The organism is Pelagibius sp. Alg239-R121 (genome assembly GCF_947331435.1).
GTDB lineage: Bacteria > Pseudomonadota > Alphaproteobacteria > Kiloniellales > Kiloniellaceae > Denitrobaculum.
The window spans coordinates 191981-215801 of sequence record NZ_CAMZOF010000008.1 but is presented as its reverse complement, the minus strand read 5'-3'; the positions used below and the strand labels follow the sequence as shown (position 1 = coordinate 215801).

27 protein-coding genes are annotated in these 23821 nt (G+C 56.7%); 4 read left to right on the top strand and 23 right to left on the bottom strand.

Features of this window, described 5'->3' with window-relative positions; genetic code table 11:
* Nucleotides 1-269 precede the first annotated feature (269 nt).
* On the bottom strand, nucleotides 270-2366 hold the full coding sequence (locus tag QMZ18_RS25240; RefSeq protein WP_282609145.1) for a sodium-translocating pyrophosphatase: 2097 nt from the start codon (nucleotides 2364-2366) through the stop codon (nucleotides 270-272).
* Nucleotides 2367-2531: 165 nt separating this feature from the next.
* Nucleotides 2532-3716: an MFS transporter gene (locus tag QMZ18_RS25235; protein WP_282609144.1), complete on the bottom strand. Its 1185-nt coding sequence runs from the start codon at nucleotides 3714-3716 to the stop codon at nucleotides 2532-2534.
* 185 nt (nucleotides 3717-3901) lie between these two features.
* On the opposite strand from QMZ18_RS25235, the gene QMZ18_RS25230 reads away from it, so the two are divergent.
* Nucleotides 3902-4339: an EamA family transporter gene (locus QMZ18_RS25230; protein ID WP_282609143.1), complete on the top strand. Its 438-nt coding sequence runs from the start codon at nucleotides 3902-3904 to the stop codon at nucleotides 4337-4339.
* A gap of 18 nt (nucleotides 4340-4357) precedes the next feature.
* Here the strand turns inward: QMZ18_RS25230 and QMZ18_RS25225 are convergent, their stop codons facing one another.
* From QMZ18_RS25225 to rpiB, 12 genes are all read right to left on the bottom strand, one after another.
* A complete protein-coding gene (locus QMZ18_RS25225; RefSeq protein ID WP_282609142.1) occupies nucleotides 4358-5293 on the bottom strand; it encodes a PhzF family phenazine biosynthesis protein in 936 nt (311 codons plus the stop codon).
* A gap of 70 nt (nucleotides 5294-5363) precedes the next feature.
* Nucleotides 5364-5660 (bottom strand): YciI family protein, encoded by a 297-nt coding sequence (locus QMZ18_RS25220; RefSeq protein ID WP_282609141.1) that lies wholly within the window; start codon nucleotides 5658-5660, stop codon nucleotides 5364-5366.
* Between the two features lie 135 nt (nucleotides 5661-5795).
* On the bottom strand, nucleotides 5796-6236 hold the full coding sequence (locus QMZ18_RS25215) for a hypothetical protein (protein ID WP_282609140.1): 441 nt from the start codon (nucleotides 6234-6236) through the stop codon (nucleotides 5796-5798).
* A 176-nt stretch (nucleotides 6237-6412) separates the two neighbouring features.
* Nucleotides 6413-7396 (bottom strand): thiamine-phosphate kinase, encoded by a 984-nt coding sequence (gene thiL / locus QMZ18_RS25210; RefSeq protein WP_282609139.1) that lies wholly within the window; start codon nucleotides 7394-7396, stop codon nucleotides 6413-6415.
* A 23-nt stretch (nucleotides 7397-7419) separates the two neighbouring features.
* Nucleotides 7420-7950 carry a transcription antitermination factor NusB gene (gene nusB / locus QMZ18_RS25205; RefSeq protein WP_282609138.1) on the bottom strand — a complete coding sequence of 177 codons (531 nt, stop codon included), beginning with the start codon at nucleotides 7948-7950 and terminating at the stop codon, nucleotides 7420-7422.
* A gap of 10 nt (nucleotides 7951-7960) precedes the next feature.
* Nucleotides 7961-8425, bottom strand: a complete 465-nt coding sequence (gene ribH, locus QMZ18_RS25200; RefSeq protein ID WP_282609137.1) for a 6,7-dimethyl-8-ribityllumazine synthase — start codon at nucleotides 8423-8425, stop codon at nucleotides 7961-7963.
* Between the two features lie 58 nt (nucleotides 8426-8483).
* Nucleotides 8484-9623, bottom strand: coding sequence for a 3,4-dihydroxy-2-butanone-4-phosphate synthase (ribB, locus tag QMZ18_RS25195; protein WP_282609136.1), 1140 nt, complete (start codon nucleotides 9621-9623; stop codon nucleotides 8484-8486).
* Nucleotides 9620-10213, bottom strand: coding sequence for a riboflavin synthase (locus QMZ18_RS25190; RefSeq protein WP_282609135.1), 594 nt, complete (start codon nucleotides 10211-10213; stop codon nucleotides 9620-9622). The genes ribB and QMZ18_RS25190 overlap by 4 nt, the downstream gene beginning before the upstream one ends.
* Nucleotides 10214-10215: 2 nt before the next feature.
* Nucleotides 10216-11364 (bottom strand): bifunctional diaminohydroxyphosphoribosylaminopyrimidine deaminase/5-amino-6-(5-phosphoribosylamino)uracil reductase RibD, encoded by a 1149-nt coding sequence (gene ribD, locus QMZ18_RS25185; RefSeq protein WP_282609134.1) that lies wholly within the window; start codon nucleotides 11362-11364, stop codon nucleotides 10216-10218.
* Nucleotides 11336-11794: a transcriptional regulator NrdR gene (gene nrdR, locus QMZ18_RS25180; protein ID WP_282609133.1), complete on the bottom strand. Its 459-nt coding sequence runs from the start codon at nucleotides 11792-11794 to the stop codon at nucleotides 11336-11338. The genes ribD and nrdR overlap by 29 nt, the downstream gene beginning before the upstream one ends.
* A 59-nt stretch (nucleotides 11795-11853) precedes the next feature.
* Nucleotides 11854-13164: a serine hydroxymethyltransferase gene (gene glyA, locus QMZ18_RS25175; protein ID WP_282609132.1), complete on the bottom strand. Its 1311-nt coding sequence runs from the start codon at nucleotides 13162-13164 to the stop codon at nucleotides 11854-11856.
* A gap of 41 nt (nucleotides 13165-13205) precedes the next feature.
* Complete coding sequence (gene rpiB, locus QMZ18_RS25170; protein WP_282609131.1) at nucleotides 13206-13643, bottom strand: ribose 5-phosphate isomerase B; 438 nt, start codon at nucleotides 13641-13643, stop codon at nucleotides 13206-13208.
* Between the two features lie 328 nt (nucleotides 13644-13971).
* Here rpiB and QMZ18_RS25165 point away from each other — a divergent pair, with 328 nt between their 5' ends.
* Nucleotides 13972-14415, top strand: coding sequence for a MucR family transcriptional regulator (locus tag QMZ18_RS25165; protein ID WP_282609130.1), 444 nt, complete (start codon nucleotides 13972-13974; stop codon nucleotides 14413-14415).
* Nucleotides 14416-15035: 620 nt separating this feature from the next.
* On the opposite strand, the gene QMZ18_RS25160 is transcribed toward QMZ18_RS25165, so the two are convergent.
* The 9 genes from QMZ18_RS25160 to QMZ18_RS25120 all read right to left on the bottom strand — a co-directional run bounded on the left by QMZ18_RS25160 (nucleotide 15036) and on the right by QMZ18_RS25120 (nucleotide 22199).
* Complete coding sequence (locus QMZ18_RS25160; protein WP_282609129.1) at nucleotides 15036-15248, bottom strand: hypothetical protein; 213 nt, start codon at nucleotides 15246-15248, stop codon at nucleotides 15036-15038.
* A 464-nt stretch (nucleotides 15249-15712) separates the two neighbouring features.
* Nucleotides 15713-16156 (bottom strand): MarR family winged helix-turn-helix transcriptional regulator, encoded by a 444-nt coding sequence (locus tag QMZ18_RS25155; protein ID WP_282609128.1) that lies wholly within the window; start codon nucleotides 16154-16156, stop codon nucleotides 15713-15715.
* A gap of 140 nt (nucleotides 16157-16296) precedes the next feature.
* The gene (gene mmsB / locus QMZ18_RS25150) at nucleotides 16297-17184 is read right to left on the bottom strand and encodes a 3-hydroxyisobutyrate dehydrogenase (protein ID WP_282609127.1); all 888 of its coding nucleotides are present in this window, start codon (nucleotides 17182-17184) and stop codon (nucleotides 16297-16299) included.
* 82 nt (nucleotides 17185-17266) lie between these two features.
* Nucleotides 17267-18346: an enoyl-CoA hydratase/isomerase family protein gene (locus tag QMZ18_RS25145; protein WP_282609126.1), complete on the bottom strand. Its 1080-nt coding sequence runs from the start codon at nucleotides 18344-18346 to the stop codon at nucleotides 17267-17269.
* 43 nt (nucleotides 18347-18389) lie between these two features.
* Nucleotides 18390-19529: an isobutyryl-CoA dehydrogenase gene (locus QMZ18_RS25140; protein ID WP_282609125.1), complete on the bottom strand. Its 1140-nt coding sequence runs from the start codon at nucleotides 19527-19529 to the stop codon at nucleotides 18390-18392.
* A 72-nt stretch (nucleotides 19530-19601) separates the two neighbouring features.
* Nucleotides 19602-20033: a GNAT family N-acetyltransferase gene (locus QMZ18_RS25135; protein ID WP_282609124.1), complete on the bottom strand. Its 432-nt coding sequence runs from the start codon at nucleotides 20031-20033 to the stop codon at nucleotides 19602-19604.
* Nucleotides 20030-20407 carry a VOC family protein gene (locus tag QMZ18_RS25130; RefSeq protein ID WP_282609123.1) on the bottom strand — a complete coding sequence of 126 codons (378 nt, stop codon included), beginning with the start codon at nucleotides 20405-20407 and terminating at the stop codon, nucleotides 20030-20032. The genes QMZ18_RS25135 and QMZ18_RS25130 overlap by 4 nt, the downstream gene beginning before the upstream one ends.
* A 44-nt stretch (nucleotides 20408-20451) precedes the next feature.
* Nucleotides 20452-21219: an SDR family NAD(P)-dependent oxidoreductase gene (locus tag QMZ18_RS25125; protein ID WP_282609122.1), complete on the bottom strand. Its 768-nt coding sequence runs from the start codon at nucleotides 21217-21219 to the stop codon at nucleotides 20452-20454.
* Nucleotides 21220-21284: 65 nt separating this feature from the next.
* Nucleotides 21285-22199, bottom strand: a complete 915-nt coding sequence (locus tag QMZ18_RS25120; RefSeq protein WP_282609121.1) for a LysR family transcriptional regulator — start codon at nucleotides 22197-22199, stop codon at nucleotides 21285-21287.
* 115 nt (nucleotides 22200-22314) lie between these two features.
* Between QMZ18_RS25120 and QMZ18_RS25115 the strand changes: the two genes are divergently transcribed.
* Both QMZ18_RS25115 and QMZ18_RS25110 read left to right on the top strand, forming a co-directional pair.
* On the top strand, nucleotides 22315-23274 hold the full coding sequence (locus QMZ18_RS25115; RefSeq protein WP_282609120.1) for a tripartite tricarboxylate transporter substrate binding protein: 960 nt from the start codon (nucleotides 22315-22317) through the stop codon (nucleotides 23272-23274).
* A 76-nt stretch (nucleotides 23275-23350) separates the two neighbouring features.
* The gene (locus tag QMZ18_RS25110) at nucleotides 23351-23821 is read left to right on the top strand and encodes a tripartite tricarboxylate transporter TctB family protein (protein ID WP_282609119.1); all 471 of its coding nucleotides are present in this window, start codon (nucleotides 23351-23353) and stop codon (nucleotides 23819-23821) included.

Here is a 23821-nt window from a genome sequence, read left to right as displayed (position 1 = left end):
CCGTCCTCTCATTCAACGAATTCGGACACTCAATATAACTTCAGCGAGCGCAGTTTTAACGCGTTTGTTTATACATTCGTAATTCAAATTCTATCAGTTCAAGTGCTTTTGATCCGCCGAAACCTCGATTGCTGCGATGGATCAACAAGCAATGATCTCTGAAGTGCGGCTATTTTCCAAAGAAAAACCCCGGCACTCAGGTCCGAAAGGAACCAAAGTACCAGGGTCTTTTAGCGTTCGGTTACCCGAACCAACAGCTGAGTGAGCTGTTAGCCCGCGAGAGCCGCCAGAAGCATCAAGGCCACGATATTGGTGATCTTGATCATCGGGTTGACAGCAGGACCGGCAGTATCCTTGTAAGGGTCGCCGACTGTGTCACCGGTCACAGCAGCCTTATGAGCCTCAGAGCCCTTGCCACCGTGATTGCCGTCTTCGATGTATTTTTTGGCGTTGTCCCAGGCGCCGCCACCGGCGGTCATGGATATTGCCACGAAGATACCGGTCACGATCACGCCCAGGAGCATCGCACCCAGCGAAGACAGAGCAGCCGCCTGCCCCGCGATCACGTCGATCACGAAGTAGAGTACAATAGGCGAGAGGACCGGCAGCATCGAAGGAATGATCATTTCCTTGATGGCAGCCTTTGTCAGCAGGTCGACACAGCGGCCGTACTCAGGCTTGCCCGTGCCTTCCATAATGCCCGGGATATCCTTGAACTGACGGCGCACTTCGATCACGACCGAACCAGCTGCACGGCCGACTGCCGTCATGCCGAGTGCCCCAAAGAGGTACGGAAGAAGACCGCCCATGAAGAGCCCAACAACAACGAAGGGGTTCGACAAGGAGAAGTCCACGCCCTCTGCCGAGATTGCTCCGGATTCGATGAAATGCTCCAGATCCGCGGTATAGGCACCGAAGAGGATCAGAGCACCCAGACCTGCAGAACCGATCGCGTACCCCTTGGTGACGGCCTTGGTCGTGTTGCCGACTGCGTCCAGCGCATCGGTGGTCTTACGCACCGAGTCATCCAGCTCAGCCATCTCGGCGATACCGCCGGCGTTGTCGGTCACCGGACCGTAGGCGTCGAGTGCAACCACCATGCCAGCCAAGGCAAGCATGGTCGTAACCGCGATAGCGATGCCCAGCAACCCAGCCAGCAGATATGTAACGATGATACCCGCTACAATAATCAGTGCCGGAATAGCCGTCGCCTCCATAGAGACGGCAAGCCCCTGGATAACGTTGGTGCCGTGACCTGTGACCGAGGATTCCGCGACGCTGCGAACCGGACGGTACTCAGTGCTGGTGTAGTACTCGGTGACCCAGATTAGACCACCCGTAATCACCAGCCCAACAAGACCACAATAAAAGAGGTCACTTCCCGTAAACTCGACATCGTTGACGTTGAAGGTGGTACCCGTTCCAAGCACCCAGTCCGTCACGAACCAGAGCGCTACAGCCGAGAGCACAGCAGAAGCGATAAAGCCCTTGTAGAGCGCCCCCATGATGTTCTGGCTCGCACCAAGGCGAACGAAAAAAGTTCCGATGACCGAGGTGACGATGCAGACACCGCCGATCACCAGCGGGTAAGCCATCATCTGAACCATGACGTCGGTGCCCGCGAAGAAAATCGAGGCCAGAACCATGGTGGCCACGATGGTCACCACATAGGTCTCGAACAGATCTGCGGCCATGCCGGCGCAGTCGCCGACGTTGTCACCGACGTTATCTGCAATGACCGCCGGGTTCCGGGGATCGTCTTCAGGAATGCCTGCTTCGACCTTACCGACCAGGTCGGCACCAACGTCAGCACCCTTGGTGAAGATGCCGCCGCCCAAACGAGCAAAGATGGAAATCAGAGAAGCACCAAAACCGAGCGCAACCAGAGGTACGATCAGGTGGCGACCTTCAAAGCCCATCTGAAGCAGAATTGCGTAATAGCCTGCAACTGCAAGCAGGGCCAAACCGGCAACCAGCATGCCGGTGACAGCACCTGACCGGAACGCAACACTCAAGCCTTCCGACAGGCTATTGCTCGCGGCCTGGGCCGTGCGGACATTCGCCCGGACCGAGACATTCATACCGATGTACCCGGTCAGGCCTGACAGAATCGCACCAATCAGAAAGCCGATACCGTCGGCAATGCCGAACACCAGGGCAAGGATCACGAAGATCACAACGCCGACCAGGCCAATCGCCCGGTACTGACGGTTCAGATAAGCTTGTGCGCCTTCCTGAATAGCCGCTGCAATCTCCTGCATGCGGGCCGTTCCGGCGTCAGCGGCCAAGACAGAACGCGCCGCCCAAATTCCATAGAGCAGCGCGAATACGCCGCAACCAATGGAAACCAATAACTCTGTCGACATCTAAGAACCTTCCCCCTCAAAATTGCCCGACTCGAATGGCCGGTAAAGGCTGGAATCAGCGCCCTTGGCGCAAATCGCGCCGCAAAGTGCCAGAATCGTATAACGATGGCAACACCTTGTCCCAAAGGCGCTTCGGCATCCCCCAAATGGTTGGGCTTAGAAGGCTTAGGCGGGAACCGTACGCTTCTGACGGAGAAACCAGACGATCGCAATCAGAACCACTATGACGGGTACTAGAACCCCGAGGTTTACCACTTCCCAACCGAAGTTGTGGAACAGAGCGCCGGAAGACAGGGCGGTGATTGCCACGGTCGAAAAGGTGAGGAATTCGTTCAGAGCCTGAACCTTGCCCCGCTCTTCGGGTTGATGTGTCGAAGTCAGCAAAATGCTGCCGCCAACGAAGAGAAAGTTCCAACCCAGTCCAAGCATGATCAATCCGCCCCAGAATTGCTCCAATTCAATTCCTGAGAGGTTGACCGCAATACAGCCCAGAATAAGTAGCCCGCCGACCAGCAGAATACGTTCTACGCCGAATCTTTTGGCCAGATGGCCGGTAAAGAAGGAGGGTGCAAACATGCCAAGCACGTGCCACTGAATCACGAAGGCGGAATCGTTGAAACTATGCCCACAGGCCAACATAGCCAGGGGCGTTGCCGTCATGATCAGGTTCATCGCGCCATAACCGATCATGCCGCAGAGCACGGCCACGACGAAGGCCGGCTGACGGGCGATTTCCGACATTGGCCGCCCACCCTTGCTGTTCTTCTCACGCTTTGGCGTCGGAATGCGGATGAACTGTACGATGATCAGCACCAAAAAGCTGAGCACAGAAACCACGATGAAGCTGCCAGCAAAAAATATTGGCTCGAACAAGTCACGGGACCACTTCGCCAGTTCCGGGCCGAGGATCGCGGCAACGATGCCGCCGGCCATAACCAGCGATATAGCTTGCCCCTTAGACTCGGGCTTCGCTGCGTCAGCGGCCGCAAAGCGGTAATAAGTGGCGTGGGCACCGAAAGCGCCGTAGACCAGAGAACCGATGCAGTAGATAAGAAAGCTGCGGTCGAACACGGCCAGCGCACAGACCAATCCGGCAATAATCCCCAGCACCGCACCCTGACTGAAGCCATAGCGGCGCCCGTAGCGGCTCATCATGAAGGATGCGGGCGCCGTGGTGAGCATGATACCGATGAACTGCAGAGCGAAGGGTAAGGTTGCCAGGGAGCCGTCTGGCGCGAGATTCTGACCGACCAATGCCGCCATGGTCACCATCATCACGTTGCAGCACATGGCAAAGGCCTGGCAGAGCGCCAGCAGACCGACGTTTCTTATATTGGCATCATGGAACATGCCCGCGACAATAATGCCTGGTGGCCGCCGGGCAAGCGCTCAGATTGTCTCGGTGACAATTTCACAAACCCGCCCGCTCGAGCAAAAAATCGGGCTGTTATTCGAGCGCCCGTCCAATCCGGTCGACAAGAGCGCGTGACGCTGCAAAGCTGCGGCCTTCACAACAAACCACGCCGGATTCTCTGATGTTGCAGCCTCTTCTCTTCGCCACTCTCGCCGCCGTCGGCAACGCGATCTTCGTTTACGGACAGCGCGGCGCGGCAACGCCGGAGAACCCTTTTCTCTTTATCGGGTTCGCCGTCCTGGCCTGTCTTGGGTTTTTCGTGACTGCTGGCTTAGTCGCCAAGACTCCGAACGACGCAGTTTATGTGGCGGAAAACTGGAAGATGATGGTTATCAGCGGTTTCGGCTTCTTCATCACCTTCGTTGGCTTCTTCCTGCTGTTCAACAAATTCGGCGCATCTCAATACACCCTCTACGCAGTGATTTCGATCCTCACTACCTCGATTGGCGTCGGTGTCTTCGTCTACCGGGAAAGCATCAACGCCTATCAGATCGCCGCCACTGCACTGGCGGTCGCCGCCATCGCGCTCTTTACCTACGGGAAGACCAAGAGTGGATAAAAACCAAAACTCGACAAGCTAATCGATCGTCAGGACGCCGCGCATCACCTGGACACAGAGACCGGTCACCTTTACATCCCGGACCTCACCGCCCGACTTTCGCAGGTCGAGCGTAATCTCACTGGGTCTGCCCATCTCGACACCCTGCTCAATCTCGATACGGAAATCCCCGTCCGGTGCCGGATTGAGTTTGGCGAGATAGGCGCCCAAGGCCGCCGAAGCGCTGCCGGTCGCCGGATCCTCGAAATTGCCGCTCAAAGGGGCGAACATACGGGCACGCAATCGGTCATGGCCTTCGCCAAGGCGGGCATAGACAAATGCGGAAAAACGGCCAGAAGCATCCGCATAACCCTGCCCGATCCCGGCCTCTGAAAATGCGCCCAGCACGGCATGCGCCCTCGAAAGCGAAGTCAGGTCCAGTTCCGCAATAAAGAACGGCAAACCAACAGAAGCGCTCTGCGGTTTGTGGTGATCCAGCAAAATAGCGTCTTCATCCAACCCGACACAGCGCGCCATAACGGCCGGATCGATCAAGGCTCCCACTTCCAGTTTTCGTGGCGCCGTGATGGTAGCTCCCTGCACGCCTGTTTCGTCTCTCACCAGGCGTACTTCAACCAGGCCCGCAGCTTCTTCGAACCGCATGCACCCATCTTCGAAAGCGCCGACTAGGATCCTTTCCCGCGCAATGACAAATGCCGTCCCTACGTTTGGGTGGCCTGCAAACGGCACCTCCTGCGCCCTCGTGAAGATCCGGACCTGGGCCGTGTTCTCTGGATCAACCGGCGGCAACACAAAGGAGGTCTCGGCAAAGTTGAATTCGGCCGCAATTCGCTGCATCTCAACGGTGGTCAGACCGCGCGCGTCGGTGATAACGGCAAGCTGGTTGCCGCCGAACTGAGTTTTAGTGAAAACGTCGACGACGACGTAAGGGCGTTCTAGCCGGTAATTGGCCATTCCATAGTCCTAGCAGCAGTGCGGCCCCCACGGTAACGGCAAGCTGAAAGAAAGAGGAGTCCAGTCTCGGTCATATTTGTCGCTTACCGTCCGCAAAGACCTGAGTCCATTTGAGGATGCGCACCGCTTTGCGGAGTCCAGTCGGCCAAAAGGGATCCTGTTCAACAAGTTCCTGAACTGCCTCGGCGCTTTCTGCGGTAACCAGCCAAAGGCCGCCCGCGGAACTGCCGTCGGAAGTATCCGTCAGCGGACCGGCGGTGCTGATGTTGCTGGTATTCGCTTCCAAAAAGGCGAGGTGCGCGGACATATGCTCTGCCCGCTTATCCGCACGGCTATCATCATCTTCAAACAAAACAGCAAAATTCATGATTGGCTCCGGTATTTCAGTGATTAAACACCGGATAGCCTGCACACGCCGCAAGGGTTGGAAAATCTGCAATACCGCAGATTCGATCGGCAAGGTTGCAGAGAACCAAACCTCAAACAGCACAGAACCGTAGGGTTAGCTGGGGTAGTTCGACTTTTGCAGCTCGATCCCACGCAGGACATCGCGCCCGACAATCTTCTCGGCAACTGTCATCAGGCGTTTCTTGACGATCTCACCGTCATAACCGCGGTCTGTGACGTATTTCAGAGCAAAAAGCGCGTGGAGCTCGGAGAAGAAAAGATCTCTGAGCTTCGGCTTGTACATCTCGGCACGGTTCTGATCTTCGCCTTCCGGCAGTTCGATCACGACCGTCATGGTTACCTGGCTGGTGATCCGGCCCTTTTCGATAATCGGCAGGATCATAGGCAGGAATTCGATGAAGGCTGACTCAACAACCGGCTCCTCGACAACTTCAAGCTCGCCCTCAGGTTCGCGCAGCAGGAACCACCAGGCGGCGCCACCGGCGCCACCCGCCAACACGAGAAACACGAGCAGTAAGATCACAATCCGTTTCATCGAAATCTGCCGCGGTTCAACCCACCGGCCGAAAGAAGGATTCTCCGCGACCTAAAACAAGTCGTACCGCAGCATGATGAATCAAAGGTAAAGCAAGCCCACGGGAGTGGCATTTTTTCTTTAAAAACAAATGGAAAAGAGGAGTGTCTGCTGTGCTTCTGGAGACTCGTGAAGCCTCAGGACAAGTGATTCCAGCCTGGCTCGTCAACTTCGATCCTTGTCCCATCCGGGGCAAAAACCTCGACCTTGTCACCTTGCACCATTTTTCCAATGCAGGTCAGCGGAAGATCGAGATCGAGAGCCAGCTTCGCGATTTCACCCTTGTGTTCGGGGGCAAGCGTGAACAGCAACTCGTAGTCGTCGCCGCCGCCAAGGATAGCGGAACCCAATCCCGGATTTGTCTCAAGGACGGCAGCCGCGGCAGCAGAAAGCGGGAGATTTGACACCGAAATCTCGGCACCCAGCCTCGAAGCCTTGCAGATATGCCCCAGGTCGGCCACCAGGCCGTCCGATACATCCATCGCGGCATGAGCCAAACCGCCCGCCAACAACCGCTCTCCAAGCCGGCAGCGAGGTCGCGGCAGCAGATATCGATCCCTCAAGCGTGCGGCAGCAACGTCGTCCAACTCCGGCAGCTCTCCGCGGAATGCGCGCAATCCAAGAGCCGAATCACCGAGAGTGCCCGAGGTATAGATCAAATCGCCGGTCTGGGCGGTATTACGCCCGAGCGCCCCACCCTGTGGGGTCGAGCCAAAAGCGATGATGGTAATCAACAGAGGACCGTCAGTCGCAACCGTATCGCCACCGTAAAGCGAGAGCCCGAATTCCGACTGGTCCTCCGCGAGTCCCTCACTGAACCGGCGGACCCATTCCTCGTTCGCACCCTTCGGCAGCGCCAGGGCCAGTAGATAGCCGAGAGGTTTGGCTCCCATGGCTGCGAGATCAGAAAGGTTAACGCGCAAGCATTTCTTGGCCACGAGTTCGGGCGGGTTCTCGGGGAGGAAATGGACGCCGCTTGCAAGACTGTCTGCCGTCACGACAATCGAGCAACCTGGAACGTCAGGCAGAATCGCAGCATCGTTCTTCAGTTCGAAGGTGCCGGCTCTATCTTTGGCTAGCGGTGCGAAAAAACGCTCTATGAGGTCGAATTCTCCGGACATGGCTGCGCAAATCCTCTGCGGTCTCAAGACGAGACTTCGCCGTCCTCTTCCAATTCTTCCGGACGCAAGCTGTGCGCGATACGATCGAGAACCCCGTTAACCAAGGCGGGCTCCTTCTCGCTGAAGAAGGAGTGGGCCAGATCCATATATTCGCTGATTACGACCTTAACCGGTGTGTCGAGTCGCTCCGAGAGTTCGTAGACCGCAGTCCGAAGCAGAACCTTGAGCAACGTCTGCAGGCGATCGATTGGCCAATCGTCGCTGAGGACAGCTGCCAGCATGTCATCCAGGCGATCCCGCTCTGCCGTCGTGCCCTTAATCAAAACCGTCAGCAAGTCGCGGTCTGCCTCAGACAGATCCAGGCCATCCACCTCATCGTTAAGGCGATGGCGCAGGAACTCCTCAACCACGCCGCCCGCATTTCCGCCGGACAATTCAAGCTGATAAAGACCTTGAACAGCGGCCAAGCGTGCGAGGCTGCGCTTCAGCGTACCCTTGCGCCGGCCGCGCGCTTGTGGCTTTTCGGGCGAGCCATTGGTGTCCATTGACGGCATCCTGTTCTCCTTACCGCGGGAACAGGTGAAAGCGATGTTTCACTTCCACCATATCCAGGCAAGCGCGTGCGACATCACCGCCTTTGTTCTTTTCTGTAATCCGAGCTCGAGCCCAGGCCTGATCTGCATTTTCGCAGGTCAGAATGCCATATCCCAATGCCAAGGTGTAACCACAGGCCAGGTCCTGAAGCTTGCGGGCCGATTCAGCGCAGACATAGTCGTAATGGCTCGTCTCGCCGCGAATGACGCAGCCAAGCGCAATATAGCCGTCAAAGCGGCGGCGGCCCGAATAGAAATCCATCGAACGGATCGCCATTCGGATCGCGGCTGGAATCTCGAAGGTGCCCGGCACCGTCAGACGCTCGTATGTCGCACCGGATTTTTCCAGTTCGGCGATAGCGCCTTTCGCCAGCTCGTCAGCGATCTCTTCGTAGAAGCGGGCTTCCACGATCAGAATGTGGGGCGCGTCATCCATGTCTCTTGCCTGTCACTCGATTTTCTATCTGTATCTCTTCGCGGGCCTTCGGCAACTGTCAATCGATCGGCCGCTGATCGACGACCTCCAGCCCATAACCCTCCAGCCCGACAATGGTCCGCTGTGTGTTGGACAGCAATATCATCTGCCGAACGCCCAGATCCAAGAGTATCTGAGCGCCAACACCGTAGTCACGCAGATCGCCTGTGGTTTTTGGCGCCTCCCCTATACGCGCCCGTAAGGTCTCCGACAAGCTCTTCGGCGAGGGCTCCCGGATCAGGACGATCACGCCCCGTCCCTCCTTGCCGATGATCTCCAGGGACCTCTGAAGTTCGCCGGCCTTGCCGCTGGTGTCATCGCCCAGAACGTCATCAAGGACATTGAGCGCGTGCATGCGCACCAATACCGGCTCATCGACACTTGCGGGATCACCCTTCCAGAGGGCGACGTGCTCAGCGTAGGAAACCTGATTGACGTAGATCGCCATATTGAAATCGCCACCGAAACCACTCTTAAATTTGGTAACCAGCGTGCGTTCGACGATGTGGTCGTTGTGCCTGCGATAAGCGATCAGGTCTGCAATGGTCGAAATCTTCAGGCCGTGCTTCTGGGCAAAGGCGATCAGATCGTCCCGCCGGGCCATAGTCCCATCGTCGTTCATGATTTCGCAAATCACACCGGCCGGGCTCAGTCCTGCCAGCCGGGCGATATCGACGGCCGCTTCGGTATGACCGGTGCGGACCAGAACGCCGCCTTCGCGGGCCACCAGCGGAAAAATATGTCCGGGGGTCACGATATCCTGGGCGCCCTTACTGGGATCAACCGCCACGGCCACCGTGTGCGCCCGATCGGGCGCAGAGATTCCTGTTGTGATGCCCTCCTTAGCCTCGATGGAAACCGTAAAGGCGGTTTCATGGCGGGATTCATTCTTATGAGCCATCAGCGGCAGGCCCAGTTCCTTGATCCGATCACCGGTCATAGCAAGGCAGATGAGCCCACGGCCGTATTTGGCCATGAAATTGATCGCTTCCGGCGTTGCCATCTGCGCGGGGATCACCAGGTCGCCTTCGTTTTCGCGTCCTTCGTCGTCGACCAGGATAAACATCCGGCCGTTGCGGGCTTCTTCGATCACGTCCTCCGGCGAGGAAACGACCTCGCTGAAGGTCAGGCGCCAGGGCTCCTGTTCTGGCGTATTCATGTCCGGTCCCTTTCCAACAGGCGCTGCACGTAGCGCGCAAGCATATCGATCTCGAGATTTACACGGTCGCCTTCTTTAAGGCTGCCGAAGGTGGTAACGGCGGCAGTGTGCGGGATGATATTAACTCCAAACACATTGCCCTCGACCTCGTTCACGGTCAAAGACACGCCGTCGATTACGACGGAGCCCTTCGGAGCGATAAAGGCCGAAAGATCTTCCGGCACCTCGAAGTTGAAACGCCAGGACTCCCCGTCCTGCTCCTTCCGCGTGACCTTGCCGACGCCGTCGACATGTCCGGAGACAAGATGCCCGCCCAGTTCGTCGCCGACCTTGAGCGCGCGTTCCAGATTGATCACCATACCCGCCTGCCATGCCCCCATGGTCGTCTTTGCCAAGGTCTCGTGGGAGGCTTCGAAAGCAAACCAGCCATCCCCTTTTTCGACCACTGTCAGACAAGCGCCGGAACAGCAGACCGACGCGCCGATATCAACCGTATCGAGGTCATAGGAGGTCTCAACCTCGAGACGCAGTATCTCTCTGCCCTCCAGGGAGCGAAGCTTTCCCAGATCAGATACAATTCCGGTAAACACAGTCAGGTCGATCCTAATGATTGGAAGTTACGACGATGGAAGACCTCTAAGCGGTCCTCTGCAAGTGCTATCGAAGAACGAAGTGAAAATTTCGGCATTTCTTTGAGGCGATCGAGGCCAAAACCCGAGACCGCCGGCATTCCATCTCCGCCAATCACGCCGCCGGAGCGGAACCATGCAATCCGATCGACGAGATCGGCAGCAAAGAGACTCCCGGCAAGTGTGCCGCCACTCTCGACAAGAAGACGAGTTATGCCCCGCCTGCCCAAGGACTGTAAAACCGCCGCCAGCGAGATCGCCTCGTCTTTTCCATCGGAAGTCTCCAGAACTTCGACACCGGCGTCGCGGTAACCCTGCAGGCGCGCGGCATTAGAGTCCGTCTTGGTCACCAGCAGAGTCGGCTGCTCCTTTGCTCTGACGACCAAATCATGCTGCAGAGGCAGACGCAGCCGCCTATCGATCACAATGCGCAGAGGCGATCGTTCGGTCAGACCCGGCAAGCGCACGTCAAGACGCGGGTTATCAGTCAACGCAGTGCCGCTGCCGACCATGATCGCATCATGGGACGCGCGCATCAGGTGGCCGCGCACCCTTGCTTTCGGCCCGGTTATCCATTGGCTTTCACCGCTGTGGGTCGCAATGCGGCCATCCAGGGTCGAAGCAATCTTGAGCGTAACCAATGGACGCCCCTCGGTGACCCGCCGCAAAAAACCCTCGTTGGTCTCGCTTGCCGCGTCAGCACAGAGACCAAGCGACACTTCGACCCCAGCCGCCCTTAACCTTGCAATCCCCTGCCCCTGAACGCGTTCATCAGGGTCCTGCAAGGCGACCACACAGCGAGAAATACCGGCTTCAATCAAGGCGTCGGCGCATGGAGGGGTCCGGCCGTGGTGCGCGCAGGGTTCCAGCGTCACGTAGGCACAGGCGCCCTGGGCTTGGGAGCCCGCCTGACGCAGAGCTTCGGTTTCGGCATGCGGACGCCCGCCGGGCTGTGTCCAGCCGCGACCGACCACGCGTCCATCATTTACCAGAATACATCCGACGGCCGGATTTGGGGCTACAGAGCCCAGGCCACGTGCCGCAAGATTGAGCGCCGCGTTCAGAAACGCGGTGTCTGTTTTCTCAATCCTGGTCGATACCGAGCTTGCCAACGAACTCACCAAAATCCCGGGCTTCGCGGAAATCGCGATAGACCGACGCAAAACGGACGTAGCCCACCTGATCGAGTGTCGCCAGGGCATCCATCACCAACTCGCCGATCAGCTTGGTCGGGATCTCGTTTTCGCCCGACGACTCCAGCCGACGTACAATGCCGTTGATCACGCGTTCGACACGATCCCGATCCACCGGTCGCTTCTGCAGAGCAATGGTCATTGAGCGCGCAAGCTTGTCACGATCAAAAGGTTCACGCTGACCACTGCCCTTAACAACGGTCAGCTCTCGAAGCTGCACCCGCTCAAAGGTCGTAAAGCGCGCGGCACAATTCGGACACTGCCTGCGTCGCCGGATGGCGGAATGGTCCTCGGTCGGCCTTGAATCTTTGACCTGAGTGTCCTCATGACCGCAAAACGGACAGCGCATATTCCCCCTCCCAGCGACCCGTAGGTCACCCAACACAGAATTCAAACCAACTTCTCTACTTATACTGCCAAATCCGGATAAATCGGGAAACGCCGGCACAAAGCCACCACTTCCGATCTGACTTCCGATTCGATCTTGCTGTTATCTTCACGGTTCGCGGCCAGTCCGTCCAGTACGCGACTGATCAATTCGCCGACTAGGGTAAATTCCGTCGGCCCGAAACCGCGGGTCGTCCCCGCCGGCGTGCCAAGCCGAATGCCCGAAGTGACGGTCGGTTTTTCCGGATCGAAGGGAACGCCGTTCTTGTTGCAGGTGATTCCCGCTCGATCCAGGCTTTCCTCAGCGATATTACCGGTGAGCCCCTTCGGACGTAAATCGACCAGCATCAAATGCGTGTCGGTTCCGCCGGACACGATATCACAGCCATTCTCCATCAGAACGTCGGCCAAGGTCTTGGCATTTTCGACCACTGTACGCGAATAGGTCTTGAACTCCGGTTTCAGAGCTTCCCCGAAGGCCGCTGCTTTGGAGGCGATCGCATGCATCAGGGGTCCGCCCTGCAACCCGGGAAATGCCGCTGAATTGATCTTCTTTCCCAGATCCAGATCGTTCGAAAGGATCATGCCACCGCGACCGGCACGTAACGTCTTGTGGGTCGTTGTGGTGACCACATGGGCGTGGGGCAACGGGCTTGGATGGACACCGCCGGCAACCAGCCCAGCGAAGTGCGCCATATCCACATGAAAAAAGGCCCCAACTTCGTCCGCAATCTCTCTAAATCGCGCGAAGTCGATCTGCCGCGGATAGGCAGAACCGCCGGCGATAATCATCTTGGGCTGATGTTCGCGTGCCAGAGCTTCGACCTCTTCGAAATCGATCTGACCGTCTTCTTCCTTCACGCCATACTGGACAGCGTTAAACCATTTGCCCGATAGGTTAGGCCTCGCCCCGTGGGTGAGATGACCGCCGGCGGAGAGAGACAGTCCCAGAATCGTATCGCCCGGTTTGAGCAGTGCAAGCATCACACACTGGTTAGCCTGTGCGCCTGAATGGGGCTGCACATTGACGAAGTTACAATTGAAGAGTTTTTTCGCGCGTTCGATGGCCAGGCTTTCGGCCACATCGACGAACTCGCAGCCGCCATAGTAGCGGCGCCCCGGATAGCCCTCGGCGTATTTATTCGTCAAAACCGAGCCCTGAGCCTCGAGCACCGCCCGCGAAACAATGTTCTCTGAGGCAATGAGTTCGATCTGGTCTTGCTGACGGCATAACTCGTCGCGAATCGCTTCCGCGAGCTCGGGATCGGTCTCCGCCAGGCCGGCGGAAAAGAAAGCGTTCTCAGAAACAGCCTTCGAGGTGACTGCAGTCATGGCGCCGGTTCTCCAACTATGTCCAAGGTGAAACGAATAAATTAACCCAGTTTAGAGACCCGGCGCTCGTGGCGTTCACCACCGGCAAAATCGGTCGCCAGGAAAGTCTTAAGACATTCCTTTGCCACTTCTACGCCGGTTGTGCGTGCGCCAAGGGCCAGCACGTTTGCATTATTGTGTTCACGGGCGAGCCTCGCCGTCGTTTCGTCGTGACACAGAGCAGCGCGCACCGAAGGGTTCCGGTTCGCCGCAATCGAAATCCCAATCCCCGACCCACAGACCAGAACGCCTCGGTCCGCCTTTTCGAGTTCGATAACTTGTGCAAGCGCGACCCCGAAATCCGGGTAGTCGACCGATTCAGGACCATAGGTTCCCAGGTCCAACACCTCATGGCCCGTAGCCTCAAGGTCCTTGGCGAGCAGAGATTTTAGTTCAAAGCCTGCGTGATCCGAGGCTATCGCAATCGGTTTCTCAGTCATGAGTCTCACCAAATCTGAAATCTGTACCGCTAAGCGCATGCCGCTCAATTGCAGAGCCGGTCAAATGCGGGCGGACACTAACATAGGCACTCGCGCGATGAAAAGCTGTGCAGGACACCTAATTACAACAGAATGAGTCAAATTCAGCGCCCATATGCGCCGGATCAGGAGATTAAAAACAATACCAATTAATAGTTGCATGATCGCAAAAAAATCTTGGCCTGTTCGACAACACAACTCACTGAAACAACTGAATAGTTGACATTATTTTATAGTTGTGCAAATTTTTGCTCAAAATACAGTATTTCTGAGATTAAGCGGAATAAAAATGACTGAACCTGTAACCTCACAACTGACTTCCAAAGATATTTTGCGAATGACATCGGATGTTGTCGCGTCCTACGTGCGCAATAACCCGGTCGCCAGCGATGAGCTGCGCGGCGTCATACAGGCCGTCCATGACTCTCTCATGGATTTGAACAATGGAACTCCCGGCGCCGCTGAAGCGCCGAAACCTGCCGTATCCGTGCGCAAATCAATCACGCCCGACTACATCGTCTGTCTCGAAGATGGCAAAAAACTGAAGATGCTGAAGCGTTACCTTCGGACCTCCTACGGCATGACTCCGGAAGAATACCGGGCAAAGTGGGGACTGGCATCCGACTATCCTATGGTTGCTCCCAACTACGCTGCACAGCGGTCTGCCTTTGCAAAGAAAATTGGGCTTGGCCGCGGTGCAAAGCAGACTCGCAGACGCGGTAAAGCTGCCTGATCATTCCACTCTTCCGAGACGTGACCGGCTGCTCAAGTTAAGAATCAGGTCGCTGTGCTTTCAGCGTGCAAGCCTCTAACTTATTGTTTAAATGGTGTTTTCAGATACTACTATCTGTAAAACAGAGCGAGTTGGACGGCGTTCTAGTCAACCGACAACCGGACAAGATCGAGGCTTCGTCCTCATGGTGCGGCTCACGGAAAATCTCAAAAATCATCTGTTTAAGCCGCACCACCTGATCCAATAACAACAATTGGAACAGGTGTAACAAACAAAAGTCACAAACCTATTTGTTTATTAACTCTTCAAATAATTCTCACTTCGATTGCATTTTTTAAAAAAGAACCAATTGCGCGCCGGACGACCTGACGGCTGCGGACAGAACGTGTGAGATCATCCATAGCCGCTTACGGTGTTGTAGGGATCCAAAAGGCATTCAAACTGCGTCGTTTCAGTGGCAAAGGATCATTTTCTGGTACGGCAATCCATATTATTGAAGCTTTATTCGAAGTCTTTTGAATGGAAGTTCGGGCACACATTCCGCCAGCCTGAACGTCAGTCACAATCGCCCAAGCGACTGCGCTGCTAAGACCAAACAGTAAAACTATACTTTAGTATTATCAGGCAAGAATTCCGGGGCGAGCACTACCAACGGTCTGCGATTTCGAGAGAAGATACTTCAGTTTTCGCAGGGCATTTTGTCGCAAGACATACTCCCCTGCCGATGGTGGGCCCACGATGATCGCTTCAATCATGGTCGGCGCATGCATCGCCGATACTCTGACATAAGCGCCGAGTCGCACGAATTCGACGATGACATCGGTCTCTTTCATGCGATCAAATTCAGCCAAACAGATGAATTTAGGTCCTTGCCAATACCTTGGCCGACGGGGAGGTTTTGGGAGATGTCACTCATCAGGACTTTAAAGGCTATGCGAGGCAATGAGACAGGCCTTGAGAAACGGGTTGCCCATCAGGCTCGAAACCCAAAGCAACGGAATATCTTGGAAAACAATCGTCCTAAGCGTTCGTGCCGCGCGGACCGGGCAGAGATCGGACGCGCAATAACAATCTTGTAGATCATAACCCCTTCTTGCCGCCGTTGCGTCTCAGCTATTGCACGACGGACTCAGTTAATACCGTATAGATTCGACTTTGGGCGTCCGACTGGAAATTTCAAGCAAGTTGCCTCTGGAAACACAAAACCACCTGCCAAAGCGTGCAAGAAACGCTTTGGCAGGTGGTTTATGTGGGAGATACGGCAAGACGATACGGCCTGGCCTTTAGTAGGTTAAACTTAGGCAGCCGGTGACATTCTGCTCGAAAACTGTGCCGGAACGGACCAGAACTGCTGCAGACGCGCCAGGGTTTCGTTGGCGGATTTCAGCGTATCATCGGAAAGCTGCGCATTCTGCAGGCCGTTTTCGGCATGCTGATCGAACAGCTGTCCCAGGGACTGGCAGATCTTCAGGCCGGTTTCAGAAGCCCGGACGTGAAAAGAACGGCGATCGTGCAGCGAGCGTTCCTGGATCAGATAGCCGTTTTCGACCATCTTCTTAACGTTATAGGAAACGTTCGATCCCAGGTAATAGCCACGCTGGGTCAGCTCGCCGACCGTCAGCTCTTCATCACCGATATTGAACAGGATCAAGGCCTGAACGTTGTTGAGATCGCGTACGCCCATACGATCCAGTTCGGATTTGACCACCTCAAGACACTGGCGGTGCAGGCGTTCAACCAAGCTAATCGTCTCTAAATATGAGGCCTTCACGGCAACCTCGCATCATAATGTTCATGTGGGCGCAGATGTTTCATCCCAATCATGACGTGAGGACGTTAAAACTTGATTAAGTGGTCACGAGCCCTATGGCTATACAACCTTTAGGTTTCCTGTAACATCTTGATGATGGCCGAATAATCCAAATCGCCCCGGCCTGATTTTACGAACATGGTATAGAGCGCAGCGGCCTCCGCACCCAGGGGTGTCGGCACACCGGCCTGGTGCGCTGCGGCCTGGGCCAACCTCAGGTCCTTTTGCATCATAAAGGCAGCAAATCCGGGCTTGTAGTCACGGTTGGCAGCAGCAGTCTCGACCAGCCCCGGCACCGGATTGTGGTTCAGCATTGCCCAACAGGACCCCGAAGAAGTGGAGCTGATTTCCTGCAGTTTTTCCGGCGCGAGCCCAAGTGTTTCGCCCAGAGTAAAGGCCTCGGAAATCGCAAGCATGGAGATGCCGAGGATCATATTATTACAGACCTTAGCAACCTGGCCGTTCCCCGCACCACCGGCATGAACGATATTGCGTCCCATAATCTCGAACAAGGCCTCGCCACGGGCAAAGGCGTCATCCGATCCACCGACCATGAAGGTCAAGGTCCCGCCATCCGCACCTGCGACACCACCGGATACCGGCGCGTCGAGCATCAAGTGTCCAGCAGCAGCAGCGGCGTCGTGAACCTCCCGGCAGCTCGTAACGTCGATAGTCGAGGAATCAATGAAGAGCGTGTTCGGCTCCGCCTGAGCGATCAATCCTTCTTCTCCAAGATAGACCGAACGGACATGCTCGCCGGCCGGCAGCATGGTAACGACGGCCCCACTGCCTTGGAGAACATCAGTCGCGGAAGTAACGGTTTCAACACCGTTGGATTTTGCCGTTTCCAGGGCCGCCGACCCTAGATCGAAGCCCTTCACCTTATGACCGGCTCCAACCAGATTCTTTGCCATCGGGCCACCCATATTGCCCAGTCCGATGAAACCGATATCCGTCATGCGTTTAACTCCCTATCGCTATGCCGCTCTGCATCGCGGCATTCAACCTTTGTATTGGCCTCAATGCTATGCCCGAAAGCAATCATGAGAAAGTCAGTTCGCGAGGCCCAAGTGTTTCAAAATGCCGCGCGACCACTTCTTCGGAAACACCGTCCGGTGTCGCCGGATCCCACTTTGGCGCTTGATCCCTATCAATCAGGATCGCGCGGACTCCCTCGTAGAAATCATGCCCGGCCATAAAAGCCTGGCTCATCCGGTATTCCATAGTCATGGCCTCGTCGAATTCGATCTCGCTGCCACGGCGCAGTTGCTCCAGCGCCACCTTCATGGAGGTCGGTGAATGGCTTTGTAGGACCTTGAGCGTCTCTGCCGCCCAATCTCCTTCTTCCGCCATTAATGCCGCAAGAATGTCGTCGAGTGTCTCTGAGCCGAAAATCCGGTCGATTTGCGCCTGCTGGGCGGCCAAAGGTGCTTTACCGGGATCCTTCGAGAAACCGGCAATGATGTTTTTGGCGACCTCGGCCGCCTCACCCGTCCAGTCGGCTTGTGCCAAGGCCGCCTCCAGTGCTGTCAGGTCAGCGCTCTCGACGAAAGCATTGGCGAGGCCGCTGTGCAGACAATCTGCCGCTTTAAGACGGGCGCCGCTCAGTGCGAGATAGCGCCCGATCTGCCCGGGAAGTCTGGGCAAAAAATAGCCGCCCCCCACATCGGGGAAGAGCCCGATTGCGGTTTCCGGCATCGCAAAACGCGTTCGTTCCGTGGCGACACGGAAAGTCCCATGGATCGAAAGGCCAACTCCGCCTCCCATGGTGATGCCATCGATCAGTGCGATATAAGGTTTGGGGAAACGATGTATGCGTCGGTTCAGACGATATTCCTCCCGGAAAAATTCCGTTGCAAGACCTTCGGCCACGCCACGGGCTTTTGCCGATTTCCCCGCCTGCCAGATCGCAAGTACATCGCCTCCAGAGCAAAATGCCCGGTCACCCACGCCCTGGATGACAACCGCCGCAATCGAGTTGTCAGATCCCCAGGCGTCGAGCTGCGGATCGATCGCCCTGATCATCTCCAGAGTCAGCGCATTGAGGGATTTTGGCCGGTTCAGCGTGATGAAGCCAACGGCACCGCGCCGCTTAAAAAGGACTTCGTCGATTGCAGACATAATCGGAGTTCCTGTCAAAATCTGATGTTCGAAAAATAGAGGCTCAATCGGACAGCAAATGGCGAGCGATAATGACGCGCATGACTTCGTTGGTGCCTTCCAGAATCTGATGGACCCGCAGATCACGCAGAATGCGTTCAATTGGGAAGTCGCGAAGATATCCGTAGCCGCCATGGATCTGAAGCGCATCGTTACAGATGTTAAAACAGGCATCCGTCGCAAAGCGTTTGGCCATGGCGCAATAGGCCGTCTTACCGGGGTCGTTGTCGTCGAGCTTCTGTGCCGCGCTGTGGATCATGAGACGGGCGGCCTCTAGCTCGGTTGCCATGTCTGCCAGCTTGAACTGCAGAGCTTGAAACGCAGCCAGTGGTTTGCCGAATTGCTTTCTCTCATTCATGTAGCCCTGCGCCGCTTCGAGGGCCTGGCGTGCGCCACCGAGCGAACAGGCGGAAATATTTATCCGGCCACCGTCCAATCCCATCATCGCGATCTTAAAGCCATCACCTTCTTTCCCCAGAAGGTTAGCAACCGCTACGCGGGCATTCTCGAAGATCACCATCGCCGTCGGCTGGCTGTTCCAGCCCATTTTCTTTTCCTGCTTGCCGAAGGACAGTCCAGGTGTGTCCTTGGGCACGACCAGCGCAGAGATGCCTTTCGGCCCCTCGCCGCCCGTTCGGCACATCACGACGTAGGTATCGCTGCGTCCACCACCGGAGATAAAGGCCTTGGTGCCGTTTAGCACATAACAATCGCCGTCACGTTCGGCCCGCGTCTTCAATGAGGCGGCGTCGGAGCCGGCACTGGGTTCCGTCAGGCAGTAGCTGGCGAAATGCTCCATGGAGGTCAGCTTGGGCAGGAAGGTTCGTCGCGTTTCGTCGCTGCCGAATTGATCGATCATCCAGGCGGCCATGTTATGGATCGAGATATAGGCGGCGGTCGAGGTACAGCCGCCGGCCAGTTCCTCAAAGATCACCGCTGCATCCAGGCGCGAAAGGCCGGAACCACCGACGTCGTCGCGTATGTAAATGCCGCCGAAGCCCAGCGTCGCAGCTTTACGCAGCGTTTCCTCGGGAAACACCTTTTCCTCGTCCCATTCCGCGGCATGGGGCGCCATTTCATTACTTGCGAAATCCTGCGCCATATCGCGAAAGGCGCGTTGCTCTTCGGACAGATCGAACTGCACGAACCGGTCCTCCCTAACACTTGTTAGGTTTCTTTTAAAGGAGCGCTGCGCCGACGTCCATTTTAAACCCGGTCACAGCCGTTTTTTCATGAACCATCGCCGGTGGGACGGCGGCAGCTGGTCTTCTTCGTTCCTTAGTTCTCCAAAGATTTCGTAACCGATTCCTTCATAGAAACGCATGGCGCCGGGGCTTGAGGTATCGAGCCACACGCCATGACAATGCAGACCGACAGCTTTCTCCTCCGCTTGTGCCATCAGCTTACGCGCCAAGCCTTGACGGCGGTAACTTTCCGCCACCCAAAGCGTCTTAATTAGCAACCAGCCGTAAGAGCAGCCTGCGGTCAATCCTGCAACCAGATTGCCGTCTGATTCCTTGACGGTAAGGACGAAGGACGAATTCGTGGATTGCTGCAGGCTGTTGCGTAAGGCAGTCAGCAACTCTGTCTCGATCGTGACTGATTCTTCTGGGCCACCCTCAGCAAAAACGATCACCGGCGTCATCATTCCTTCCAGTCCGGATCCCTGAACTGCTGGATTTCGATACGGTAACCATTGGGATCCAGGAACAACGCTCCATAGACCTTGAACTTTTCGCTGTAACCAGGCTCGCGTTCGAAGACTACGCTCTTGTCTTTCAGACGCGTACACCAGGCATCCACGTCAGAGACTACCAGCGAGACAGTGACCCCGACGGGCGACTTGGGCCGATCCGCGATATCGCACACCCCGAGAAAACTGCTCGGGCTTAAGCGATAGATGTGACAGCATCCCTGATCCAGCGCGAAGGGAAGTTCCATGACCTCCCGGTAGAACGCTGAACTCGCTTCCAGATCGGTAGTGTAGAGGAAAGTGATCTGCTGATTGGCGGTGATCGTCATGGGCTGATATCTCGCAACAGGTGTTGTTATGGCAGCTCGACCATTCAGTCGGACAAACGCAAGGATGGCAGTCCAACGCCCGCAGCGGAAAATCCGCCGTCGGCCGCGAGGATCTGACCGGTGACGTAACTCGCTTCCGCACTGCAGAGAAACACGATCGCGTTTGCGATTTCCGCCTCCTGACCGTAGCGATTGAGCGGGATCGCGTCATGATAGGCGGCACGGATATCCGCGGTGTGAACCGCCATGGCCAACTTGGTGTCCACAGGACCCGGCGCTACGGCGTTGACCCGCACTCCCAGTTCTCCGAGTTCCACGGCCTGCTGCAGCGTCAGATGAGCAAGCGCCGCCTTCGAGGTTCCGTAGGCCACTCTGAGCGTGCTGGCACGCACGCCGGAAATCGAGGTGATGTTGACGACGGCCCCGCGCGCTTTCGCGAGTGCCTCGGTAAAGGCCTGCGTCATCAGAAAGGGACCGTCCAGATTGGTCGCCATCACACGGCGCCAGCGATCGAAGGTCGTCTCGGCAATCGGCCCAAAGTCGGCGACCCCTGCATTATTCACCAGCGCAGCGAGGCTTGAATCCAGCTCAGACACCTTTTGCCGGATGCCCGCGACCTGTTCGGGGTCCGACACGTCCGCGGTTATGGCGAGGACATCTGTCAGACCGGAGGCAGCGCGTCCGAGTTCGGCGCCGTCGATGTCGACCATTGCGACACGCCAGCCGCGGTCGAGAAACAAATGTGCCGTCGCCAACCCGATGCCCCTGGCCGCGCCCGTGACCAGCGCCGTTTTCTGAGTTTTATCAGTCATTCTGTTTCGTCCGAATTTCAGGCTGTTGATTCCTGGTCATGTAGATGCTCCGTAAAACAGCGCTATCAAACTGATTCAATCGTCTCGCTCCTCTCTGCAAGACTTTTGGCTTTTTCCTGAAGAATCCTGACAAACTCCCTGCAGCCTTCCGAGAGTTCTCGGGCTTTCGGAATGAGCAGGCCGAACGACATCCAGCGCGCCGGGGAAAGTGGAACCAGCCTGATCCTGCACCCGGGTATCTGCGACGCAACCAATTCATCAGCAATGGTAACCCCGCCGCCGTCGGCGACAAGCGCACAGGCCAGTTGGGACGATGCAACATCACAGCTCTGATTGGGTTCGAGGCCGGCCGAACGAAAAATGTCATCAAGCTGATCACGAAGAAGCAGGCCGTGCATCAAGCGAATGACCGGCTGGTCGGCCAGATCTTCGCCGGACACTTCAGTACGATTGGCGAGAGGATGTCCCGCCGGCAAAACGGCCTGTGCCCGCACACGCAATAGCAACTCAGTGCGAATTTCTGGATGATCAACCGGCAGCGCGCCTACACCGATATCGTACTCCCTGCCGGCCAGCCACTTTCCCGCCTCCCGTCGTGCGCGGACATCGAGATTGACGCTCGCCTCTGGATTACCGCGCAGAAACGCGCCAACCGACGGTGACACCAATGACTGCGCAATGCGCGGCATTGCCACGATCCGCAGGCTTTCTTTACGGCCAGCGCGGATTTCAGCGGCGATCTTCGGAATTTCGTCCAGATTATCCAGAATACGGCCCGCTTCGCGATAAAAGGCCGTTCCCTCCGGTGTGGGAGTCAGATTTCGGCCACTACGGTCAAAGAGCGTGAGGCGAAGCTCGCCCTCCAAGGCGGATATCAGGCGGCTCACCGCAGGTTGGCTGAGATGCAGCTGTTCTCCCGCGGCGGCAAGCGACCCTTCCGAAAGGGTAGCCCGGAAAGCCCGAAGGGCTTTGATGTTCATGGCGCCGCCTTGCTGTTATCACTTTCTATTTTTGCAAGTAAACTAAATATATTTGCATTTTTAGCAACTCTTTCCTTGTGGCATAAAGATCCCGACAAACTAGAGGGAGGACGAGATGAAACGGAGATCATTCTTTGCGGGGCTGGTCGCGGCAGCCACCGTAACCGCAGTTGCAACCGGCAGCTTAGCAGCGGATTGGCCGAGACGACCGATCAATCTGGTCGTGCCCTACAAGGCTGGCGGCGGCACCGATGCCTACGCCCGCGCCATTTCGGCCGCAGCGGAAGGTGTGCTGGACGTGCCCGTGGTCGTCGTCAACAAGCCGGGCTCGGGTGGCCTCAATGGTGCCAATGCCGTCGTTCGGGCAAAGCCGGATGGCTACACCATGATGATGACTTCAGGCGGCTCTTTTCTGCTGTCGACCATGATGCGCGAAACCAAGATCGACGCGCTGGAATCCTTCGATTTCGTTGCCCAGGTCGGACAGCTTAAAACCTCGATCATGGTTCCGAAGGACAGCCCTTTTCAATCCGTTCAGGATGTTATTGATGCCGCCAAGGCCAAACCGGGCTCACTGCGTTGGGCGCATTCCGGACGCGGTGGCTTCCACTTTGTCGCCGGCCTCGGCTTCCTGGCGAAAAACGATATCGAAGCCCAGGATGTCCCCTTCAAAGGCGGCGGACCAACCCGCGCTGCGCTCATCGGCGCACAGGCAGACTTCGGTTTCCTCGGCGTTCAGCAGTTGGCCGGTTTCGAGGAACAGCTTCGCGCACTGGCGGTCAACAGCAAAGACCGCGACGAAATCATGGCTGCGGTGCCATCGTTCGGTGAACTGGGTGTTCCCTTCGCTGCCGTCTCGTCGCCTGTCATCGTCTTCGCGCCCAAGGGCACGCCGTCCGAGATCGTGACAAAATTGGAAACGGCCTTGGAGAAGATCACAGCAAAACCCGAATTCGCTGAACTCTTGGTCAAACGCGGTACAGGCCCGGTTTACCAGACCGGATCGGATGCAAAGACCGGGCTGACAACCATGAAAGCCGACGCAGAGCCACTGATTGCCGGGCTTGGCAAATAGGTGCCCAACGTCCGGGCGGATACAGATCCGTTCGGACGTCCCTCTGTTGGCAAAAAGTAACAGGAAGGCGTTCGCCATGCGTGCGATCCTCGAAGGCATAGTTCTGGCGGTACTCAGCATCGCGGCACTTTGGGGGGCCTGGCAGGTGCCGAGCGCCTCAACCGGCGAAACCTGGGCCGGTATCGTTCCCTTCGGCGCGGCACTCGGATTGCTGATCATTTCCGGGCTGAAGCTGGCGTGCGTGCGGAGACCAGCCACGGAGCGTGCGGCAGATAGCCCCATAGCTGACGATGCATCGCTGCAGGTGATTGGCCTGTTCCTGTTGGCTGTGATCTATCAACAGTCTTTACAGTGGTTCGGATACCTTCTTCCCACGGCGCTCGTTGCCCCGGTCGCGCTTTACGCCTTTGGGGTCCGCAGTTGGATTGGACTGGCCCTATCAGCCGTGCTTTGTCCGCTCATCTTCCACATCGTCTTTTTCGAACTTCTAGGGGTCTTCCCGCCATTCGGCGAGGTCTTCGATCTGCTGGATGCGATCAGAGAGTAA

Excerpts from the sequence above, each read along its gene's own strand:
- QMZ18_RS25240 (WP_282609145.1), bottom strand. The coding sequence starts at position 2,366 with ATGTCGACAGAGTTATTGGTTTCCATTGGTTGCGGCGTATTCGCGCTG.
- QMZ18_RS25235 (WP_282609144.1), bottom strand. The coding sequence starts at position 3,716 with ATGTTCCATGATGCCAATATAAGAAACGTCGGTCTGCTGGCGCTCTGC.
- QMZ18_RS25230 (WP_282609143.1), top strand. The coding sequence starts at position 3,902 with ATGTTGCAGCCTCTTCTCTTCGCCACTCTCGCCGCCGTCGGCAACGCG.
- QMZ18_RS25225 (WP_282609142.1), bottom strand. The coding sequence starts at position 5,293 with ATGGCCAATTACCGGCTAGAACGCCCTTACGTCGTCGTCGACGTTTTC.
- QMZ18_RS25220 (WP_282609141.1), bottom strand. The coding sequence starts at position 5,660 with ATGAATTTTGCTGTTTTGTTTGAAGATGATGATAGCCGTGCGGATAAG.
- QMZ18_RS25215 (WP_282609140.1), bottom strand. The coding sequence starts at position 6,236 with ATGAAACGGATTGTGATCTTACTGCTCGTGTTTCTCGTGTTGGCGGGT.
- thiL (WP_282609139.1), bottom strand. The coding sequence starts at position 7,396 with ATGTCCGGAGAATTCGACCTCATAGAGCGTTTTTTCGCACCGCTAGCC.
- nusB (WP_282609138.1), bottom strand. The coding sequence starts at position 7,950 with ATGCCGTCAATGGACACCAATGGCTCGCCCGAAAAGCCACAAGCGCGC.
- ribH (WP_282609137.1), bottom strand. The coding sequence starts at position 8,425 with ATGGATGACGCGCCCCACATTCTGATCGTGGAAGCCCGCTTCTACGAA.
- ribB (WP_282609136.1), bottom strand. The coding sequence starts at position 9,623 with ATGAATACGCCAGAACAGGAGCCCTGGCGCCTGACCTTCAGCGAGGTC.
- nrdR (WP_282609133.1), bottom strand. The coding sequence starts at position 11,794 with ATGCGCTGTCCGTTTTGCGGTCATGAGGACACTCAGGTCAAAGATTCA.
- glyA (WP_282609132.1), bottom strand. The coding sequence starts at position 13,164 with ATGACTGCAGTCACCTCGAAGGCTGTTTCTGAGAACGCTTTCTTTTCC.
- rpiB (WP_282609131.1), bottom strand. The coding sequence starts at position 13,643 with ATGACTGAGAAACCGATTGCGATAGCCTCGGATCACGCAGGCTTTGAA.
- QMZ18_RS25165 (WP_282609130.1), top strand. The coding sequence starts at position 13,972 with ATGACTGAACCTGTAACCTCACAACTGACTTCCAAAGATATTTTGCGA.
- QMZ18_RS25160 (WP_282609129.1), bottom strand. The coding sequence starts at position 15,248 with ATGAAAGAGACCGATGTCATCGTCGAATTCGTGCGACTCGGCGCTTAT.
- mmsB (WP_282609127.1), bottom strand. The coding sequence starts at position 17,184 with ATGACGGATATCGGTTTCATCGGACTGGGCAATATGGGTGGCCCGATG.
- QMZ18_RS25145 (WP_282609126.1), bottom strand. The coding sequence starts at position 18,346 with ATGTCTGCAATCGACGAAGTCCTTTTTAAGCGGCGCGGTGCCGTTGGC.
- QMZ18_RS25135 (WP_282609124.1), bottom strand. The coding sequence starts at position 20,033 with ATGATGACGCCGGTGATCGTTTTTGCTGAGGGTGGCCCAGAAGAATCA.
- QMZ18_RS25130 (WP_282609123.1), bottom strand. The coding sequence starts at position 20,407 with ATGACGATCACCGCCAATCAGCAGATCACTTTCCTCTACACTACCGAT.
- QMZ18_RS25125 (WP_282609122.1), bottom strand. The coding sequence starts at position 21,219 with ATGACTGATAAAACTCAGAAAACGGCGCTGGTCACGGGCGCGGCCAGG.
- QMZ18_RS25120 (WP_282609121.1), bottom strand. The coding sequence starts at position 22,199 with ATGAACATCAAAGCCCTTCGGGCTTTCCGGGCTACCCTTTCGGAAGGG.
- QMZ18_RS25115 (WP_282609120.1), top strand. The coding sequence starts at position 22,315 with ATGAAACGGAGATCATTCTTTGCGGGGCTGGTCGCGGCAGCCACCGTA.
- QMZ18_RS25110 (WP_282609119.1), top strand. The coding sequence starts at position 23,351 with ATGCGTGCGATCCTCGAAGGCATAGTTCTGGCGGTACTCAGCATCGCG.